This is a genomic window from Ochrobactrum vermis (assembly GCF_002975205.1).
GTDB lineage: Bacteria > Pseudomonadota > Alphaproteobacteria > Rhizobiales > Rhizobiaceae > Brucella > Brucella vermis.
This window is the reverse complement of record NZ_PCOC01000001.1, coordinates 1,391,111-1,406,121: the sequence shown is the minus strand read 5'-3', so window position 1 is coordinate 1,406,121 and position 15,011 is coordinate 1,391,111. Positions and strand designations below refer to the sequence as shown.

Genomic DNA, 15,011 nt, shown 5'->3' with positions numbered 1-15,011 from the left:
TTTTTTCTTTATAACATGATCCGATTCGCCGAAATAACAACTGATTAGTTGGGCAACAGACCTTTGAAAATATCGGAAAAAAGCTTTTATTTTAAAGGTATTACTAAAATTTCGGGATGGGATGGCAGCTTTGGAAAGGCGATCCGCCCTTGATCGGCGTTATTTCGTTGCACTTTCAATAAAATGCGATTGCGGCAGAAATGTCACCGCAATCGCATTCATTTGTTTTCGTTTCTCAGCGTTTTGATCTGACGGATTAAAGCTGCCAGTTTTATCGCAGGCGCATCCTAATGCATTCGTCGCTTCAATTCCGTCAGGTTTGGCTTCAGCCACGCTTTCCGCCGGCAATCGGCTCCTGGTAGGTGAAACCCATATCCCAAGGGAAGTAGATCCAGGTGTCTTGCGATACTTCTGTTACGAAAGTATCGATCAGAGGGCGGCCTTTCGGCTTGGCATAGACAGTTGCAAAATGTGCCTTCGGCATCATTTCGCGCACGATGGCTGCGGTCTTGCCCGTATCGGTCAGATCGTCAACGACGATGACGCCTTCTCCGCCATTTTCCAAAAGCTTTTCGCTCACGCCTTTGAGGATCTGCATGTCACCCTGCGACGTGTAATCATGATAGGAAGCAATGCAGACGGTTTCGATGAGGCGAATGCCGAGCTCGCGACAAACAATGGCCGCCGGGACCAGGCCGCCACGCGTGATAGCTACAATTGCGTGCCATTCGCGATTCATCCCGGCGATCCGCCAGGCGAGGGCGCGAGCATCGCGGTGGAACTGATCCCAGGAAACGGGAAAGGCTTTATCTGGCAAGGACATCGAAACGCTCCGTGGAACGATCCGGAATTCGTTCTCCGGACCTGTAAAAACCAAAAATGCGCTATGACGGTCTGCCAAGCGCTGTAACTGTCAGGATCTGCAGCTTTTCTTCATCCGCGCCCATTTTTGACGGGCAGCGGGGGCGGAAAAGGCTCTCCACCCGGCACAGTCAGCGCCGGGTGATGCTGATAACCGCAAAAATGGTGTTCTTGCAAGCCTGTCGTGTCATCACATGGCAGTTGTTGGATCAAACTGGCTTCAATGGCGCCTTCTAACGCGAGAACAGTGTGAGGATTGGCAACTCATTCAGCATGGAACGCGTTACCCCGCCAAAAACCAGTTCTCGCAGTCGGGAATGGCTGTAGGCGCCCATCACGAGAAGATCAGAACGTTCAGCGACGATATGCTCCCGTAGCGCGTCCTGCGCATAGCGTCCGTTCGACGCAATTGCGGCGGGAGTCACGTTAATACCATGCCGCGACAATGCCTCTGCTATATCGTGGCTTGCCAAAGCTTGATCTTCGCCTTCAATTTCCGGCGGATCGATCCACACGATTTCCGTTCTGTCTGCATGCTTCATCAAAGGCAGGGCGTCGAAAGCAGCACGGGCCGCTTCCCGCTTGCCGTTAAAGGCGACAACGATGCGATCGAGCGAAACCATCGGCAGCACTGGTGCATAGGGAACCAGCAGAACGGGACAACTGGAGTTGAAAACGATCGTATCGGCAGTTTCGTCATTGGTGGCGGGATCGTCCGGATCGGGTTGTCCGGCGACCAGCAATTCAGCTCCAAGACATGCAGTGAGCACGCCGTCTGCGGCTGTGCCTGTTTCCGAACGCGTGATGCGATATTCGTAGTTGGTGCCCTGACGACGCATCTCTTCCTCAAAGACACGTTTCAGTCTTTCTGACAGTTCCTTATGCTGTTTGTCATGCAGCTCAAACATGCCAGGATCGATGAAGCCATTCGGGTCGGCATAGACGATGGGTGACGGTATTGAATAAAGCCCGATGACGTGAATATCGGGCACTTTCTGCTTTAGAAGCCCAACGGCAGACACAACCCGTTTCAACTCGGCTTCGCTGCGAGAATAGGCAACCACCGTCTTGTAGGACATGACCGAACTCCTTCCGGCTGTGTTTCTATTTTAGCATATAGTGCAACGAGTTGCGCGGGCAAAAGGTTGCAGAGGATTAAGCGGCGCCTTCTGTTTCGAGCGACGAGATCATTTTTTCGATTGCATGGATTGCCGTATCGATTTTTTCGGGATCGCTCCCGCGCACGACAAGTTCGGTACTGAAACGACCATTCTCGAATTTCGGATAGGAACCGATGATCGTATCGGGATTTTCCTTTTGGATTTCCGTCAGCGGAGCGCCGATCACACCTTCGCCGAACGGACAAAGTACCGACCTGGACAGAAGCTTGCGACCGGTCTTCAATGTGGGCAGGACATTGTCCAGCATCGCCTGAAATACAGACGGTACACCGGCCATCACATAGACATTGCCGATATGAAAACCGGGCGCGGCAGAAATCGGGTTTGATATGTGTTCCGACCCTTCCGGCATGCGCGCCATGCGCTTGCGCGAGTCAGTGAACTCCAGCCCACGTTTCGCGTAATTGTCGCCCAGCAGCTTCATGGCCTTCTCATCATAGATGCATGGAACACCAAAGGCTGCAGACACTGCATCGGCGGTGATGTCGTCATGGGTAGGGCCAATTCCACCAGACGTGAAGACATAATCATAATGCGGTCGCAGCGCATTGAGAGCGGCTACGATGGCGATTTCTTCATCTGGAACAATCCGTACTTCCTTGAGATCGATTCCTGCCGCTGTCAGGACATCGGCAAGATGCCCGATATTCTTGTCCTTGGTGCGGCCTGAGAGAAGCTCGTCGCCAATTGCCAGCATGGCGGCCTTGACGGCTTGCTGCGGATTGTTCGTCATATCCAGACTCCATTTTCTGACATCAGTTAAGCGCCAGCAGGACAAGGCTGCAACTGCTTTATTTGAGCATTTTATTCGTTTGCAAGAAGTAGCGCCTTTCCAAAGAAGACCGCTCCCCTAATTGAACCTGTCGAGGTCCGGGCCTCGCAAATCGGGATATGGAGACGTCACATGGTTAAAGTGCTGGTGCTGTATTATTCGGCCTATGGTCACATGGAAAAAATGGCCAAGGCTGCTGCTGAAGGGGCGCGGGAAGGCGGCGCGGATGTCACCGTCAAACGGGTTCCGGAACTGGTTCCCCCCGATGTCGCGAAGGCTTCGCACTATAAGATTGACCAGGACGCGCCCATTGCAACGCCGGGCGAGCTTGCGGATTACGACGCCGTCATCATTGGTACGGCTACCCGCTACGGCATGATGGCGGCCCAGATGAAGAATTTCCTCGACCAGACTGGCGGGCTTTGGGCGAAGGGCGCTCTCATTAACAAGGTAGGATCGGCGATAGTTTCTACAGCCACACAGCATGGTGGCGCGGAACTGGCGCTGATTTCCACACAATGGCAGATGCAGCATCATGGCATGATTATCGTTCCGCTTTCCTACGCCTATCAGGGGCAGATGGGCAATGACGTGGTGCGTGGTGGTGCCCCATATGGCATGACTACCACTGCAGATGGTGACGGTTCACGCCAGCCGTCGGAACAGGAACTGGACGGTGCCCGCTTCCAGGGCAAACGCGTCGCGGAAATTACCGCCAAGTTGCATGGCTAAGCGCATACGAGGCATGGAAAAGCCGCAGATTGAACCTGCGGCTTTTTATGTAATCAGTTAGGAAGCTTACTTAGTGCTTTCTATTTTATTATCTTTTTCTACAACGTGATAGGTCATTTGCGGATAGGGGATATTGATCTTCGCTTTGTCGAATTCGATCTTCACCGCTTTGATCGTATGGCGTGATACCTGCGCGTAATTTGCGCTGTTTATCCAGTAGTTGGCACTGAGAACAACAGCATTATCGCCCAGTTGCGATACGAAATAGGCTGGTGCGGGTGTTGAAAGTACCCCTTCCTGATCTTCAATGACTTTCTTCATGATCGTGAATGCCTGATCGATATCGTCTTCATAGCCGATCCCGACCTTGAAATCGTGCATGCGGGTTTTCATGCGGCTGTAGTTGGTCACAGGCGTATTCCAGAGCGAGGAGTTTGGGGCCAGCACGAAAAGGCCGTCGCCGGTCTTAAGCTCCGTCGCGAACAAGCCAACGTCTTGTACTGTGCCGACAACGGTGCCTGCACTGATGTATTCACCAACGCGAAATGGTCGAAGGACCAGAAGCATAATGCCTGCTGCGATGTTTTGCAGCGTGCCCTGAAGCGCAAGGCCGATTGCGAGACCGATTGCGCCGAGGGCTGCGAGAATGGACGCGGTCTGGATACCAAATTGTCCGAGAACCATGACCAGAATGATGATGAGTACGCCGTATCGGACAACTGCGCCGAAGAACCCGACCAGCGTCTGGTCGAAACCGCGAATTTTCGAAAGTGACTGTGTGGTCCATTTCTGAAGGAGCCCGGCCAATATCCAGCCCACACAAAGGATAATCAGCGCTCCGATAGTGGAGACTGAATACCGTATGAGAAGGTCGTAGATCTGGAGGACGAATGCGTTTGTATTTGCGATCAGCTGTGTGGCTTGCTCTTCCATTGTTCCGTCTGCATCTGTTTCAATTAGGGGAGCACAGGAGGATAGGGCAGCAAGCCGCCAAGGCGAGGCTACCGGTTACGGATAACGGAAAAACAAAGGACAAAAAGAGAAAGTGGTGCGGTCGGCGGGACTTGAACCCGCAAGTCTAAAAGACGACGGATTTTAAGTCCGTTGCGTATACCAATTTCGCCACGACCGCAGCGATTGCCATTGTCTATGTCATGATTTGTATCATCAATTCAAGCCACAAAGCCTGTTAACATCAACAGTTAGCATTGCCGAATATATGCTTACTCCAAATCGTTGATTTGCCTGTCTGGCGAGCTTCAACCTTGTCTGCATTGTCAAACCCATGTAGCGATGGGCGAAATCCAGCAGGAAATGCAGAAAGTCGAATAATGACCGTCTTTGTCAAATCCGTATCCCAGGCCGAAAAGGCGATGCGCGCGCTGTTTCCCGAAACGTCGCTGCAGCTCAACGACTACCTGTCGCGGAAGTACGGTGCGGAGATTTGGCTCAAGCGGGAGGATCTCACTCCGGTCCGGTCCTACAAGATTCGCGGCGCCTTCAATTTCATTTCAAAAGCGGTCGAAACGACTGACAAGAATGTGGTGTTCGTTTGCGCTTCTGCAGGCAATCACGCGCAGGGATTTGCATTTGTCTGCCGTCATTTTGGCCGCAAGGGCGTGGTTTTCATGCCTGTTACGACACCGCAGCAGAAAATCGACAAGACACGCGCTTTTGGCGCTGAGTTCATCGAAATCAAGCTTGTCGGCGACATATTCGATGTTTGCTATGCTGCTTCGCAGGAGTTTGCCGCAAGCAATAAGGGCGTGATGGTACCGCCCTTCGATCATCCCCGCATCGTCGAGGGGCAGGCAACGGTAGCGCTTGAGATCGAGCGGCAATTGCCGGAAGGAAAGCAACCTGATTTCATTCTGTTGCCCGTCGGTGGCGGCGGACTGTCTGGCGGCGTTACGCAATATGTTTCCGATCTGGGCTGGAAGACGAGTTTCCGCTTTATCGAACCGCAGGGGGCGGCGAGCCTGAAGGGAAGTCTTGAGGCAGGCAAGCGCATCAAGCTCTCGCATGTCGACACTTTTGTCGATGGCGCGGCTGTTGCCGAGATCGGGAAGGAAAACTTCAAACTTCTCAAAGGGTTTGATCCGAAAACTGTCATAGCGGTTCCAGAAAACCGGCTTTGTGCAACGATTATCGAGATGCTGAATATCGAAGGTGTTGTGCTTGAACCGGCTGGCGCACTCGGCATCGATGCGCTGAAGGATTTCAAGAAGAGCGATATTAAGGGCAAGCGCGTCGTCATTGTTGTTTCGGGCGGCAATTTCGATTTCGAACGGTTGCCGGATGTGCGTGAACGTGCACTGCGCTTCGAAGGCTTGAAGAAATATTTCATCTTCCGCTTTCCGCAGAGGCCGGGTGCGCTTCGTGCGTTCCTCGATCTGTTGGGACCCGAAGATGATATTGCGCGTTTCGAATATCTCAAGAAATCAGCACGCAATTTCGGTTCCGTGCTGATTGGCATCGAAACGAAGAATGCTGCGAACTTCAAGCTTCTGGAAAAGAAATTTGCAGAAGCCGGCTGGGCCTATCAGGATATTACGGACAATCAGGTGCTCGCCGATTTCATCATCTGATTTCGTGGTTCAAGCGAAATAGGTTGCTTTTTCGCCCCAAATAGCCCATATGCCGCATCAGGCGCATGGGCCGACGTGTTCGTCGGCTTTCCCGGCATTTGGACTTGTTGCGTCTCGCCTCTGTCTTCCGGAATGGTCTGGAAGCGGGGAGACCCGAGAAAATGTTCGGGCACGGCAGCGCAAGTCGCCAGGAGTTTACAAGCTTCGGCGTCCCGTCGTTATCATTGAACAGATAGAGTTCGGCAAGTTGCGCTTGACCGGCATTTGGATGCGGACCATGACATCATGGTGCCGCCGAAAGAGATTGAATTGACAAAAGAAATTACGGGCGGCTTTGCCGCTCTTGGCGTTACCGGCGTTTTGCTCAAGGGCGTCGAAGCCGCTGGCATGACCGAGCCGAAGCCGATCCAGTTGCAGGCGATCCCGCATCAGCTTGAAGGCCGTGATATTCTGGGTATTGCCCAGACCGGCTCCGGCAAGACGGCAGCTTTCAGCCTGCCGATCCTGCAGAAGATCATGGGGCTCGGCGACAAGCGCCGCCCGAAGACTGCGCGTGCGCTCATTCTGGCGCCGACGCGTGAACTCGCGGTGCAGATTGAACAGACCATCCGCAATGTTTCCAAACAGGCGCATATTTCGACCGCGCTTGTTCTGGGCGGTGTTTCCAAGCTGTCACAGATCAAGCGTATAGCGCCGGGCATCGACGTTCTGATTGCCACGCCCGGTCGTCTGACCGATCTGATGCGTGACGGTCTGGTCGACCTTTCGCAGACGCGCTGGCTCGTTCTCGACGAAGCGGACCGTATGCTGGACATGGGCTTCATCAACGATGTGAAGCGCATTGCGAAGGCGACCCACGCCGAGCGCCAGACCGCATTGTTTTCGGCCACCATGCCGAAGGAAATCGCCTCGCTGGCCGGAAGCCTGCTGCGTGATCCGGTACGCGTGGAAGTCGCTCCGCAGGGAACGACGGCTGCTGAAATCACGCAGGTTGTGCATCCGGTGCCTACCAAGGAGAAGCGCCGTCTTCTGTCTGCGCTGCTGGGTGACAAGGTCATGCGTTCGGTCATCGTCTTCACTCGCACGAAGCACGGTGCCGATGCGGTGGTCCGCCATCTGGAACGCGATGGCTATGAAGTCGCCGCCATTCACGGCAACAAGTCGCAGAATGCACGTCAGCGCGCGCTGAACGGATTTCGTGACGGATCGCTGCGGATTCTGATCGCAACCGACATTGCTGCACGCGGTATCGACGTGCCGGGTATCAGCCATGTCGTGAACTATGATCTGCCGGATGAGCCGGAAACCTATGTGCATCGTATTGGCCGCACCGGCCGCAATGGCGCCAGCGGCGCATCGATCACGCTCTACGATCCGGCGGCAGAAGAAGCCAAGCTGAGAGCGGTCGAGCGTGTGACGCGCAGCAAGCTTCCAATCAAGGATGCACCTGTGGAGCTTGCACCGGCACCGGCTCCTCGGGCCGTTGCTCCGGGCGAACGGCCACAGAAGACCCAGCATCGGAAAGGCGGAATGCCACAGAAGCCTCGCCGTGCAGCGCCGAAGTCAGGCGAACATCGTACGGGCGCTCATGCAACCGGCGAAGCAGCAGCTCCACAAGCGAAACGCCCGTTCCGTCGCAAGCGCCGTAATGGCAATGGCAATGGCGGACAGCGCGCAGCATAGGCTCGCCCCGAACATTTTTCCAAAAAGCCGCCCATTTCGGGCGGCTTTTCTATTTGTAGCCCCAGGATGGGTTTCGATTTGCGCAACAAACTGGAAAAATATTCCATGCTTGCTTGAAGGGCAGGGCGCTTCCTCATAACTTCCTCTGCGAAACAGGAAGGACGGAAGCCATGTTCCAATCAGTGCTCGACGCAATCGGCAATACGCCATTGATTCATTTGAAGAAGGCTTCCGAACTGACCGGCTGTGCAATCTACGGCAAGGCCGAATTCCTCAACCCTGGCCAGTCGGTAAAGGATCGGGCAGCGCTCTATATTATCCGCGATGCTGAAAAGCGCGGGCTTCTGAAACCTGGCGGTGTCATCGTTGAGGGCACGGCAGGCAATACGGGCATTGGCCTCACGATGGTGGCGAAAGCGCTTGGCTATCGCACGGTTATCGTTATTCCCGAAACACAGAGCCAGGAAAAGAAGGACGCCCTGCGCCTGCTTGGCGCTGAACTGATCGAGGTTCCAGCCGCGCCCTATCGAAACCCGAACAATTATGTGCGCCTGTCCGGGCGATTGGCCGAACAACTGGCAAAGACCGAGCCGAACGGCGCGATATGGGCTAACCAGTTCGACAATCCGATTAACCGGCAAGCCCATATCGAAACCACGGCACAGGAAATCTGGCGCGATACCGATGGTAAGGTCGACGGGTTTGTCGCCGCTGTCGGATCGGGCGGAACGCTAGTTGGAACAGCATTCGGCCTGAAGGATCACGATGCCGATATCAAGATCGCACTTGCCGATCCATATGGAGCCGCACTTCATTCCTTCTATACGACCGGTGAGCTGAAAGCCGAGGGCGACTCGATCACCGAGGGCATAGGGCAGGGACGTGTCACCGCCAATCTTGAAGGGTTCACCCCCGACTTCTCCTACCGCCTGTCCGATGCGGAAGCGCTCGATATCGTATTTGATCTGGTGGAAAATGAGGGACTTTGCCTCGGCGGTTCTTCAGGTATCAATATTGCAGGTGCAATCCGGCTTGCAAAAGATCTCGGGCCGGGCCACACAATTGTGACGGTGCTTTGCGACTATGGTAATCGTTACCAGTCCAAGCTCTTCAATCCTGCTTTCCTGCGCGGCAAGAGCCTGCCCGTACCGGAATGGCTGGAGAAGAAAACCGAGATAGACATACCGTTCGAGGGATAATCATGGCATACGAGACCGAAGCGCTTTTCCGCGAAGATTCCTATCTTTCAACGGCGGAGGGCACGGTACTCGCCATTACCGAAACCGGCGGAATTATTCTCGACCAGACGAATTTCTATGCGACCTCTGGTGGCCAGCCGGGCGATATCGGGTTTTTAGAACAAACGGATGGTTCCCGCATCGAGATTGCGGCAACCGTTACCGGCGAAAACAAGAACGAAATCATTCACGTTCCGGCAGAAGGACAGGCTTCGCCAGCAGTCGGCGAAAAACTGGTGCTGCATGTCGACTGGCCACGCCGCTATAAGCTGATGCGCATGCATACGGCTTGTCACCTGCTTTCCGTGGTCTGCCCCTTCCCGATCACCGGCGCAGCCGTCGGCGAGGAGGAGAGCCGCGTTGATTTCGATCTTCCCGACGCGAGCTACACCAAGGAATTCGTGACCGAGAAGCTGATGGAGCGGGTGAACGCCAATGATGCGGTTGCCATTCGCTGGATCAGCGATGAAGAATTCCTTGCAAACCCTGATATCGTAAAGTCGAAGAATGTGCGTCCGCCAGTAGGACTTGGTCGCATACGCCTTGTTCTTATCGGTGAAAACGGTGTGGTGGATTCGCAACCTTGTGGCGGCACACACGTTTCCGAGACGCAGGAAGTGGGCGAAATCCACATCGGCAAGATCGAAAAAAAGGGTAAGGAAAACCGCCGGTTTCGCATTCGTTTTGGTGCCCTGCCAGAAGCCTGAACCCATCGTTTTCCGCATGTTTCCCGGTTTTGCGAAACGTGCTTGAGGAGTGTTGATCCATGGTTGAGAAAAGCGCCTTCGTTGTTTCGCGGGACTGGTTGAAAGAACGGCTCGGCAAACCGGGAATCGCGATTGTCGATGCATCCTGGTATCTTCCCGCTGCGGGACGCAATGGACAGGAAGAATACAACGCCGTGCATATTCCAGGCGCCGTGTTCTTCGATCAGGACAAGATCGCCGATAAGGAATCCGGTCTGCCGCATACCTTGCCGTCGCCAGAGCTTTTTGCGCAGCATGTCGGTGCCATGGGCATCACCGCCGATGAAACAGTCGTGGTCTATGATGGACCGGGCATGTTTTCCGCGCCGCGCGTCTGGTGGATGTTCCGCGTCATGGGCGTGAAGGATGTCTATGTGCTCGATGGCGGCTTTGACGGCTGGAAAAAGGCCGGTTATCCGGTCACCGATGAAGCCACCAAGATTGCGCCGACACTGTTCACACCATCCTTCAACGAGGCAGCGGTGGTCGATTTTACGCAGATGCGTGATATCGTGGACGAACGACGCTTGCAGATTGCCGATGCGCGCGCAGCCGGACGTTTCACCGGACGCGATGCGGAACCGCGTGCCGGTATGCGCTCGGGCCACATGCCGGGCGCACGCAACGTTCCCGTCGGCACCTTGTCTGAAAACGGTGAGCTGAAGGATCTGGCGAGCCTGCGCAAGATTTTTGATGAGGCCGGTGTCGATCTTTCCAAGCCGGTCGTTACTAGTTGCGGCTCTGGTGTAACCGCCGCCGTCATCACGCTGGCGCTGACGTCACTCGGTCATAAGGATAACCGTCTTTACGACGGCTCCTGGAGCGAATGGGGCAGCAGGCAGGATACACCTGTCGTGACCGGTGAAGCCGAATAAACATGTCCGAAAAGCTGACTGCCCGCATCACGCATTTGGAAATGTCGACCCGTCAGGCCGTTGCGGTGCCGGTACCCTCCGGTATCCGCCTGGCGATCATGCGGGCGGGCGACATGCCAGTTCATTATTACCGCTATCTGTATGAACAAATCGGGCGCAAGCATCATTGGATGATGCGTCGTGTTCAGACGGACGCGGAAGTTGCGGCTGCGATTCATGCTGATACGACCGAAATCCATATCCTCTATGCTGAGGGCTGTCCGGCGGGCTTTGTCGAGCTCGAGCTGTCGGCTTTGCCGGAAGCTGCCGAGATTCTCTATTTTGGCCTCATCGATGATTTTCAGGGGCGGGGGATCGGCAAGTTCTTCCTGAGTGAAGCGATTTCCGCCGCCTGGGCCCATGGGCCGGAAAAGGTGACAATCCATACCAACACGCTCGACAGCCCGCGCGCCTTGCAGCTCTATCAGAAGATGGGTTTCGTGCCCGTTGGATGGTCCGAAGAGGTAATCGAACCCTGGAAGTGATGCGTGGCGCTATCCGCGCGCCACTTCCCGAACTGTTGCGATAGAGACGACAGACGCGCTGGCAAGTCGCCCGCTTTCCTCATCGAACACCACACAATTGCGTCCGCGTTGCTTGGCCATGTAGAGGCAGCGATCAGCACGACTGAGCACCTGTGAGTTCGTCTCGTTCTTGGGTGCCGAGGCGACGCCGATGCTGATTGTCAACGGATAGACCTGATATTCGGTCGTATGAAACGGTGTGTTTTCTACTTCAGCGCGTATGCGCTGCGCAACACGCATGCCGGTTTCTCCGCTTGCACCCGGCAGAAAAACGCAAAATTCCTCCCCGCCGATGCGGCCGACAAGATCACCTTTTCGAGTCACATTCTGAAGTGCGAAAGCAATCAGTTTCAAAGCGCGGTCGCCCACGCCATGGCCGAACGTATCGTTGATTGCCTTGAAGTGGTCTGCATCAACAACGAGCAAAGTGCCCGTCTCGATACGGGACCGGCTGATTTTCATCGCTTCGAACAGCGCCTCGCGGTTGAGGAGGCCTGTCATGTGATCAATCCGCGACCGTGCCTGCAGCTCGACATGCGCTTTTTCGAGCTGGAGATAAGCATCTCTTAGCTTGCTGTGCTGATGAAAAATATAGGCAAGGGAGGGGAAGGCCGTGGCTGCGGGAATGCCTGCGCTAAGGCTAAGCGCAACCACGCCAGGGCTTACGCCTGCAGAATAGGCCACTATCGACGTTGCTCCCAGCGAGAACACTACGACAGACAGCGTTATCAATGCTGCTTTCAAAAGAGCAGTCTTCTTCATTCCCTCGGACTCCCAACCCTGAGTGAGGATGATCAACGACCCCGCCTGAACCCTGTATGAACGGGCTTTATTTTGCGGGCCTTATAAAAGGAACGCCTGAGAGGGGAAAGGTACCACTATGCGCCTCTTGCAATTTTTTGTTTATGAGTGCCATTAATGACACAATCACAGGTAGCATAGCGGTTATATGTTACGAGGAAATGTAATTAAGCACAACTATGTTTAAAAGAACCGTCTCAATAAGACATAAATCATAAGTGACTAATATAAGCCGGGAAATACCGTGAGCATAGTATTGTAAAAAAACGGAACGCCAGAAAGTCCTAACGTTCCGGGATTATGGCTGCTATTGGCTTAAAATCAGAAGACCGCCAGATATTTCAGAAGTGAAATTATGCCAATGATGATCACGATAACTTGAGCGATCTGTTTAACCTTGGCGTCCAGAGGCAGCATGTTGATGAGATAAAGCACGAGGAAGATAACAAGGATTGTTATCAGAAGGCTGATGAGGATGGACATAGGCGGTCTGATCCTTCCCGGAACTTGGGGTTGCAATGCTCACACCCGACGACCGTTCCTCCACGTCGTCCGGTTGAGCGGTTGTAACCGGAAGAAAGGGCAGGGCCCTTGCCGCCGGCACATCGTCTCCAATCCAAAAACGATGTGCCAGTTAACGTTCCAAGGAAAAGAAGGTTCCGCTTTATAAGCAAGAACTTAAACAAGGCTGGCACTGAATGGCACCAGATATTCCCGGTATTCAGCCGCGCATGCTGCCCGTCTCGCGACGACGTTGATGCCAGCTAAAGGCTTCTTCGATCAGGTGAGGCGTATGCCCCCCACGTGCGCACGCCCGGTCGAAATAATCATTGAGCTGTGGGCGATAATCCGGATGGGCGCAATTATCAATGATGACACGCGCTCGCTCCCGTGGAGCAAGGCCGCGCAAGTCGGCGAGACCCTGTTCGGTAACCAGAATATCCACATCGTGCTCGGTATGATCGACATGCGTAACCATGGGCACGACGGATGATATGGCGCCGCTTTTGGCTTCGGACTTGGTGACGAAGATCGAGATGAATGCGTTGCGGGCAAAATCGCCGGAGCCACCGATGCCGTTCATCATATGTGTGCCGTCTACATGCGTGGAATTCACATTGCCATAAATGTCGAATTCCAACGCGGTATTTATGCCGATGATGCCGAGACGGCGGATGACTTCCGGATGGTTGCTGATTTCCTGCGGACGCAGAATGAGCTTTTCACGGTAGCGGTCGATATTATTGAAGACTCGTTCTCCGCAGGCAGGGCTGAGCGTGATCGATGATCCCGATGCAAAATCGAGTTTTCCGGCGTCGAAGAGGTCGAAGGTGCTGTCCTGCAACACTTCGCTATACATGCGCAGATTGTGGAACGGGCTATCGGCGAAACCATTCAACACCGCATTGGCGATGGTTCCGATGCCAGCCTGTAGAGGATTGAGCGTCAGGTCGAGCCGCCCAGTTGCCACTTCATGCATCAGAAACTCGATCAGATGGCTCGCGATGGCAATCGTTTCACCGTCGGCAGGCTCCACGGTCGAAGCGCTGTCGTTCTCCTGCGTGATGACAATGCCCGCGATCTTTTCCGGCGGTATCGGAATATAGGGCAGGCCAACGCGGCTGTCGCATGCTGTGACCGGTATGGGGTCGCGGGAAGGGCGCTTCGTGGGAATATAGATATCGTGCAGACCTTCAAGTGCCATAGGCTGGTTGAGGTTCACTTCAACGATGACCTTGTCCGCGAGAATGGCAAAGCTTGCCGAATTGCCGATAGATGTCGTGGGAATGATCCCGCCGCTTTCGGTAATCGCCAGGGCCTCGACGACAGCATAGTCGATGGGGCCGATCTGGTTCGAACGCAATTGCTCGACAGTTTCGGAAAGATGCTGGTCGATGAACATCACCTCGCCGCGATTGATTGCGGAGCGCAGGGTTCTGTCGACCTGAAATGGCATGCGCCGGGCCAGCACGTGTGCTTCGGTCAGAATCTTGTCGACGTCGTGCCCGAGCGATGCACCGGTAATCAGCGTGATTTTAAAGGGATCTGTTGCGGCACGGGCGGCCATGGCGATCGGCACGGCCTTGGCGTCGCCAGCGCGGGTAAAACCGCTCATGCCGACGATCATTCCGTCTTCGATAAGGCTAGCGGCCTTTTCCGCAGTAATGATTTTATCGCGAAGCGTAGTGTTTCGAATACGTGCTTCCAGCATATTTAAGTCTACCTTCCTTCCCATCCAGGCTTGAGCCCGAGATGGCGCTCACCTTCTCGAAAGCAAGATACTGCTGCCGACTATTTGCGAAATGCAGCGCCGCACGGGTAATAGCGCATATAGACTGCCAGTACATGCATGCTTTGGTCTTAGATGCCAGGACGTTTGCCCCTGATGCGTGTCGTGTTTCCCACGTCACGCGGTTCTTTGAAATGATTGAAATCAAAGTCGTGGGACGAGTTGCTGCATGTCTGATCGAGATGAAGGGCACAGCATGAGGAGCCAATGTCCAATGGCTTACATTGTCAATGCTGGGTAGAGATGCGACACCGGTGGCCAGATAGAAATGCGACACTTCTTGATGAAGGACGCAGCGCCAAGCCCCCGATCTGACCGGCTGGTCAGGGTTGCAAGGGCAGATCGGGGGCGGATAAGGGAACGCCTCTTCGGGCTTTAGCTTTCCTCCGAGATCACCGCCTCAGCGGTGCTCAAATGAGAGCGTTGGATATGGAGCCATTGTTCCGGGAACGGCTGGTAATCCTCAGAATGCTCCGTCTTGTATTCGCCCCACCCTTGATATTTCCAATATCTGGTCATCACATCAAAATGGCTGTGCCCACTCAAAGTCCCGACGCGAATTGCCCCTTCGTTGAGAAGTGATCGAAATCCGTCCCCCATAGGGCCAGCTTGGCAAAGCCCAGGGAGCATTTGGCCATCAGGTTCGGGATCAAGCCATAACTCAAAGATTAGCTCTTCTTT

At 54.5% G+C, this 15,011-nt stretch carries 15 protein-coding genes and 1 tRNA gene; 7 read left to right on the top strand and 9 right to left on the bottom strand.

Features of this window, described 5'->3' with window-relative positions; translation table 11 throughout:
* Positions 1–159 precede the first annotated feature (159 nt).
* The 4 genes from CQZ93_RS26595 to CQZ93_RS06990 form a co-directional block, all read right to left on the bottom strand.
* Positions 160–333 carry a hypothetical protein gene (locus CQZ93_RS26595; protein ID WP_181153325.1) on the bottom strand — a complete coding sequence of 58 codons (174 nt, stop codon included), beginning with the start codon at positions 331–333 and terminating at the stop codon, positions 160–162.
* Entirely contained in the window at positions 326–823 is a 498-nt protein-coding gene (gpt, locus tag CQZ93_RS07000; protein ID WP_105541937.1) for a xanthine phosphoribosyltransferase, read from the bottom strand. Before gpt ends, CQZ93_RS26595 begins: the two co-directional genes overlap by 8 nt.
* A 271-nt stretch (positions 824–1,094) precedes the next feature.
* Positions 1,095–1,940, bottom strand: a complete 846-nt coding sequence (locus CQZ93_RS06995) for a universal stress protein (RefSeq protein WP_105541936.1) — start codon at positions 1,938–1,940, stop codon at positions 1,095–1,097.
* Positions 1,941–2,016: 76 nt separating this feature from the next.
* Positions 2,017–2,775, bottom strand: coding sequence for a competence/damage-inducible protein A (locus tag CQZ93_RS06990; protein ID WP_105541935.1), 759 nt, complete (start codon positions 2,773–2,775; stop codon positions 2,017–2,019).
* Positions 2,776–2,946: 171 nt separating this feature from the next.
* Here CQZ93_RS06990 and wrbA point away from each other — a divergent pair, with 171 nt between their 5' ends.
* A complete protein-coding gene (gene wrbA, locus CQZ93_RS06985) occupies positions 2,947–3,546 on the top strand; it encodes an NAD(P)H:quinone oxidoreductase type IV (protein ID WP_105541934.1) in 600 nt (199 codons plus the stop codon).
* 66 nt (positions 3,547–3,612) lie between these two features.
* Here the strand turns inward: wrbA and CQZ93_RS06980 are convergent, their stop codons facing one another.
* Both CQZ93_RS06980 and CQZ93_RS06975 read right to left on the bottom strand, forming a co-directional pair.
* The gene (locus CQZ93_RS06980; protein WP_105541933.1) at positions 3,613–4,479 is read right to left on the bottom strand and encodes a mechanosensitive ion channel family protein; all 867 of its coding nucleotides are present in this window, start codon (positions 4,477–4,479) and stop codon (positions 3,613–3,615) included.
* 113 nt (positions 4,480–4,592) lie between these two features.
* Positions 4,593–4,678, bottom strand: a tRNA-Leu gene (locus tag CQZ93_RS06975).
* 196 nt (positions 4,679–4,874) lie between these two features.
* On the opposite strand from CQZ93_RS06975, the gene ilvA reads away from it, so the two are divergent.
* The 6 genes from ilvA (at position 4,875) to CQZ93_RS06945 (ending at position 11,200) form a co-directional block, all read left to right on the top strand.
* On the top strand, positions 4,875–6,134 hold the full coding sequence (ilvA, locus tag CQZ93_RS06970) for a threonine ammonia-lyase IlvA (protein WP_181153371.1): 1,260 nt from the start codon (positions 4,875–4,877) through the stop codon (positions 6,132–6,134).
* 285 nt (positions 6,135–6,419) lie between these two features.
* Positions 6,420–7,817 carry a DEAD/DEAH box helicase gene (locus CQZ93_RS06965; RefSeq protein WP_181153324.1) on the top strand — a complete coding sequence of 466 codons (1,398 nt, stop codon included), beginning with the start codon at positions 6,420–6,422 and terminating at the stop codon, positions 7,815–7,817.
* Between the two features lie 170 nt (positions 7,818–7,987).
* Positions 7,988–9,016 (top strand): cysteine synthase A, encoded by a 1,029-nt coding sequence (locus CQZ93_RS06960; RefSeq protein WP_105541931.1) that lies wholly within the window; start codon positions 7,988–7,990, stop codon positions 9,014–9,016.
* A gap of 2 nt (positions 9,017–9,018) precedes the next feature.
* Positions 9,019–9,762, top strand: coding sequence for an alanyl-tRNA editing protein (locus CQZ93_RS06955; protein ID WP_105541930.1), 744 nt, complete (start codon positions 9,019–9,021; stop codon positions 9,760–9,762).
* A gap of 59 nt (positions 9,763–9,821) precedes the next feature.
* Positions 9,822–10,676, top strand: a complete 855-nt coding sequence (gene sseA, locus CQZ93_RS06950; protein WP_105541929.1) for a 3-mercaptopyruvate sulfurtransferase — start codon at positions 9,822–9,824, stop codon at positions 10,674–10,676.
* A gap of 2 nt (positions 10,677–10,678) precedes the next feature.
* On the top strand, positions 10,679–11,200 hold the full coding sequence (locus CQZ93_RS06945; protein ID WP_105541928.1) for a GNAT family N-acetyltransferase: 522 nt from the start codon (positions 10,679–10,681) through the stop codon (positions 11,198–11,200).
* A gap of 9 nt (positions 11,201–11,209) precedes the next feature.
* Here the strand turns inward: CQZ93_RS06945 and CQZ93_RS06940 are convergent, their stop codons facing one another.
* The 3 genes from CQZ93_RS06940 to scpC form a co-directional block, all read right to left on the bottom strand.
* On the bottom strand, positions 11,210–12,001 hold the full coding sequence (locus CQZ93_RS06940) for a GGDEF domain-containing protein (protein ID WP_105541927.1): 792 nt from the start codon (positions 11,999–12,001) through the stop codon (positions 11,210–11,212).
* A 360-nt stretch (positions 12,002–12,361) separates the two neighbouring features.
* The gene (locus CQZ93_RS06935) at positions 12,362–12,523 is read right to left on the bottom strand and encodes a Thivi_2564 family membrane protein (RefSeq protein ID WP_010660091.1); all 162 of its coding nucleotides are present in this window, start codon (positions 12,521–12,523) and stop codon (positions 12,362–12,364) included.
* 238 nt (positions 12,524–12,761) lie between these two features.
* Positions 12,762–14,252, bottom strand: a complete 1,491-nt coding sequence (gene scpC, locus CQZ93_RS06930; RefSeq protein WP_105541926.1) for a succinyl-CoA:acetate CoA-transferase ScpC — start codon at positions 14,250–14,252, stop codon at positions 12,762–12,764.
* Positions 14,253–15,011 lie beyond the last annotated feature (759 nt).

Excerpts from the sequence above, each read along its gene's own strand:
- gpt (WP_105541937.1), bottom strand. The coding sequence starts at position 823 with ATGTCCTTGCCAGATAAAGCCTTTCCCGTTTCCTGGGATCAGTTCCAC.
- CQZ93_RS06995 (WP_105541936.1), bottom strand. The coding sequence starts at position 1,940 with ATGTCCTACAAGACGGTGGTTGCCTATTCTCGCAGCGAAGCCGAGTTG.
- CQZ93_RS06990 (WP_105541935.1), bottom strand. The coding sequence starts at position 2,775 with ATGACGAACAATCCGCAGCAAGCCGTCAAGGCCGCCATGCTGGCAATT.
- wrbA (WP_105541934.1), top strand. The coding sequence starts at position 2,947 with ATGGTTAAAGTGCTGGTGCTGTATTATTCGGCCTATGGTCACATGGAA.
- CQZ93_RS06980 (WP_105541933.1), bottom strand. The coding sequence starts at position 4,479 with ATGGAAGAGCAAGCCACACAGCTGATCGCAAATACAAACGCATTCGTC.
- CQZ93_RS06965 (WP_181153324.1), top strand. The coding sequence starts at position 6,420 with ATGGTGCCGCCGAAAGAGATTGAATTGACAAAAGAAATTACGGGCGGC.
- CQZ93_RS06960 (WP_105541931.1), top strand. The coding sequence starts at position 7,988 with ATGTTCCAATCAGTGCTCGACGCAATCGGCAATACGCCATTGATTCAT.
- CQZ93_RS06955 (WP_105541930.1), top strand. The coding sequence starts at position 9,019 with ATGGCATACGAGACCGAAGCGCTTTTCCGCGAAGATTCCTATCTTTCA.
- sseA (WP_105541929.1), top strand. The coding sequence starts at position 9,822 with ATGGTTGAGAAAAGCGCCTTCGTTGTTTCGCGGGACTGGTTGAAAGAA.
- CQZ93_RS06945 (WP_105541928.1), top strand. The coding sequence starts at position 10,679 with ATGTCCGAAAAGCTGACTGCCCGCATCACGCATTTGGAAATGTCGACC.
- CQZ93_RS06940 (WP_105541927.1), bottom strand. The coding sequence starts at position 12,001 with ATGAAGAAGACTGCTCTTTTGAAAGCAGCATTGATAACGCTGTCTGTC.
- CQZ93_RS06935 (WP_010660091.1), bottom strand. The coding sequence starts at position 12,523 with ATGTCCATCCTCATCAGCCTTCTGATAACAATCCTTGTTATCTTCCTC.
- scpC (WP_105541926.1), bottom strand. The coding sequence starts at position 14,252 with ATGCTGGAAGCACGTATTCGAAACACTACGCTTCGCGATAAAATCATT.